A 2869-nucleotide genomic window follows, 5' to 3' on the forward strand; every position below is an offset into this window, starting at 1 on the left:
GGCGCGGGGCGCGGAAGAGTTGGAGGAAGTGCGCGAGGAGCTCGGGGACCGGTTCGTCGCCGTGGTCGCCGACGCCACCGAAGAAGCCGTGGCGGAGAAGATCGTTCGGGTGTACCGGCCGGCGTTGCTGGTGCTCAATGCGGGTGCGCCGCCGCATCTGGCCGCGATTCACGAGCAGACCTGGGAGACGTTCAACCGCAACTGGGAGACCGATACCAAGCACGCGTTCGTGTGGATCAAGGCCGCGCTGACCGAACCGCTGAGTCCGGGGAGTGCCGTGATCGCCATGTCGAGCGGGGCCGCGGTCAAAGGGTCGCCGCTGAGCGGCGGGTACGCGCCGGCGAAGTCGGCCATCCGGTACATCCGCACGTACGCCGCCGAGGAATCGGAGCGGGCGGGACTCGGGATTCGGTTCGTGGCCGTCATGCCTCAGCTGACACCGGCCACCGGGATCGGCGCGGACGGGGTCGCGGGGTACGCCGCGCGGCAGGGCATCGACGTGGAGACCTTCATCGCCGGGATACAACCGGTGCTCACGCCGGAGCAGGTCGGCAAGGCCGTCGCCGAACTCGCGGGCGATCCCGGCAGCGCGGCGGAATACTTGATGAGCGGCGCTGGGCTGCGGCAGATCGGCCAGGGGCCGCGATCATGAAGACTCTCGCGCGGCGAGGAGAACCAGCCATGGGCTCTGCGACCGAACCACACGCTGCCGCCGAACCGGCCGCGGCGATCAGGCCGTTCTCCACTGCCGCCGCGGCGGGCGCGCTGCCGTCGGAGCGCGAATTCGCGACTCTCACCGAACGATTCCGGCCGGAGTTGCTCGCGCACTGCTATCGGATGCTGGGGTCGGTGCACGATGCCGAGGATCTGGTGCAGGAGACGTATCTGCGGGCGTGGCGGGGGATCGGCGGGTTCGAGGGGCGGTCGTCGGTGCGGCACTGGCTGTACAAGATCGCGACGATGGCCTGTCTGACGGCACTCGACGGGCGGGCGCGCAGGCCGCTGCCCTCGGGGCTGGGTGCGCCCGAGGACGATCACCGGGTGGCGGTCGCGGCGCGGGAAGAGTCGGTGCCGTGGCTGCAACCCGCCCCCGACGCCTGGTTCGGACTCGACGATCCGGCCACGATCGTGGCGGACCGCACCGGAGTCCGCCTGGCTTTCATTGCGGCGCTGCAACTCCTGCCCGCCCGGCAACGGGCCGTGCTGACCCTGCGGGATGTGCTGGCGTTCCGGACGACCGAGGTCGCCGCCATGCTGGACACCACACCGACCGCGGTGGACAGCGCACTACGGCGGGCCCGCAGCCGCCTGGCCCAAGCCGGACCGGTGGAGGCCGACTTGGGCGAGCCTGACGAACTCATCCAACGGCAACTCCTGGACAGCTACGTCGACGCCTTCACCCGCGCCGACCACGCCGCCCTGCTCGACCTGCTGCGCGCCGACGTCGAAATGGAAATGCCACCCATCCCAACCTGGTTCACCGGCCGCGAGGCGGTCCACGGCTTCCTCTCCGCGCGCATCCTGCGCCCCGGCCAGTGGCTCTTCCTCCCGACCCGCGCCAACGGACAACCCGCCGCCGTCCTCTATCAACGAATGGGAGATCACTACCAGGCGTACGGAATTCAGGTCCTGACCTTGATCGGAACCCGGATCGCCCGCATCACCTCGTTCAACGATCCGTCCCTGGTCGCGGCCTTCGGTTTCGCGTCCCGCCACGTGCGGTAGCGTTCGGCCATGGCTGGAGCACTGTGCCCCGGGTCCTTCGACCCGGTGACCAATGGACATCTCGACGTGTTCGCGCGCGCCGCCGCGCAATTCGACGAGGTGGTGGTGACCGTCGTGGTGAACCCCAACAAGCAGGGGATGTTCACCGTCGACGAGCGCATGGAGATGATCCGGGAGGTGACCGCGCACCTGCCGAATGTCAGAGTGGAATCCTGGCGCGGCCTCCTCGTCGACTTCGCGAAGCAGGAGGGCCTGACCGCCATCATCAAGGGCCTGCGCGATGGCAACGACTTCGGCTACGAGCTCCAAATGGCCCAGATGAACCGCAAACTCACCGGCGTCGACACGTTCTTCATCGCCACCAACCCGCTCTACGGGTACGTCTCCAGCTCCCTGGTCAAGGAGGTCGCGGCCCTCGGTGGCGATATCGCCGACCTGCTCCCGCCGGTCGTGCACAAGCGACTGCTCGCCCGTATCGCCGAACGCAAGGGCTGAGCCGAACGTATAGATCCTCGCGCCCGCTGGGCCGCAACCCCTTACGGCCCAGCGGGTGTCCATGGCGTCACAGCGCGCGAATCGGCAGCGAGCGCGGCTCCGGCGCCGGGGCGGGATCGATGCGGCCGTAGGGTTTGGGGCGATTGCCCGCCAGGGCTTCCCGGAGCCGATGCGCCGGAGTGCCCCGAACCAGGTCGTCCCAGGTCCACCGGACCACCTCGAAACCCAGTCTGCGCAGATAGGTTTCGCGGACCCGCTCGCGGTGGATGGCGGTGGCCACATCCTGCCCCGGCCGCAGCAGACGGCCGTAATCGGTGGGCCCGTCGAATTCGCAGACCACACCGGCGGATTCGTAGTAGAAGTCGACCCGCGCCACGAAGCGCCCGTCGGGCGTGAAGACATTGCCCTGGGACGCGGGCAGCGGCAGCCCCGCCCGCTGAATCATGCTGCGGCTGAGCGACTCCCCGATGCTCTGACTACGCCCGTCCAACATCCCCACCACCCGCTTGGCCTGCTCGATCCCATACCGCCCCTTGGCCCGCGCCAACTCCGCCTCGAGCTCCGCAGCTTCGACCCCGAAGGCCCCGACCAACGCGTCCCCCGCCACCATCGCCGCCTCGAACGACAGCGTCAACGCCAAATCCACCAC

3 protein-coding genes and 1 pseudogene are annotated in these 2869 nt (G+C 69.1%); 3 read left to right on the top strand and 1 reads right to left on the bottom strand.

Annotated features, from left to right (window positions below):
• The 3 genes from ACAM49_RS39590 to coaD all read left to right on the top strand — a co-directional run.
• The coding region (locus ACAM49_RS39590; RefSeq protein ID WP_369640647.1) for an SDR family oxidoreductase at positions 1-652 on the top strand (652 nt) is incomplete at its 5' end.
• 29 nt (positions 653-681) lie between these two features.
• Positions 682-1725, top strand: coding sequence for a sigma-70 family RNA polymerase sigma factor (locus ACAM49_RS39595; RefSeq protein WP_369640648.1), 1044 nt, complete (start codon positions 682-684; stop codon positions 1723-1725).
• A 9-nt stretch (positions 1726-1734) separates the two neighbouring features.
• Positions 1735-2220: a pantetheine-phosphate adenylyltransferase gene (gene coaD, locus ACAM49_RS39600; protein ID WP_369640649.1), complete on the top strand. Its 486-nt coding sequence runs from the start codon at positions 1735-1737 to the stop codon at positions 2218-2220.
• Between the two features lie 67 nt (positions 2221-2287).
• On the opposite strand, the pseudogene ACAM49_RS39605 reads toward coaD, so the two are convergent.
• Positions 2288-2869: pseudogene (locus tag ACAM49_RS39605) on the bottom strand (hypothetical protein); the annotation flags it as partial.

It is taken from the genome of Nocardia sp. JMUB6875 (assembly GCF_041154655.1).
In the GTDB taxonomy this organism is placed as follows: domain Bacteria; phylum Actinomycetota; class Actinomycetes; order Mycobacteriales; family Mycobacteriaceae; genus Nocardia.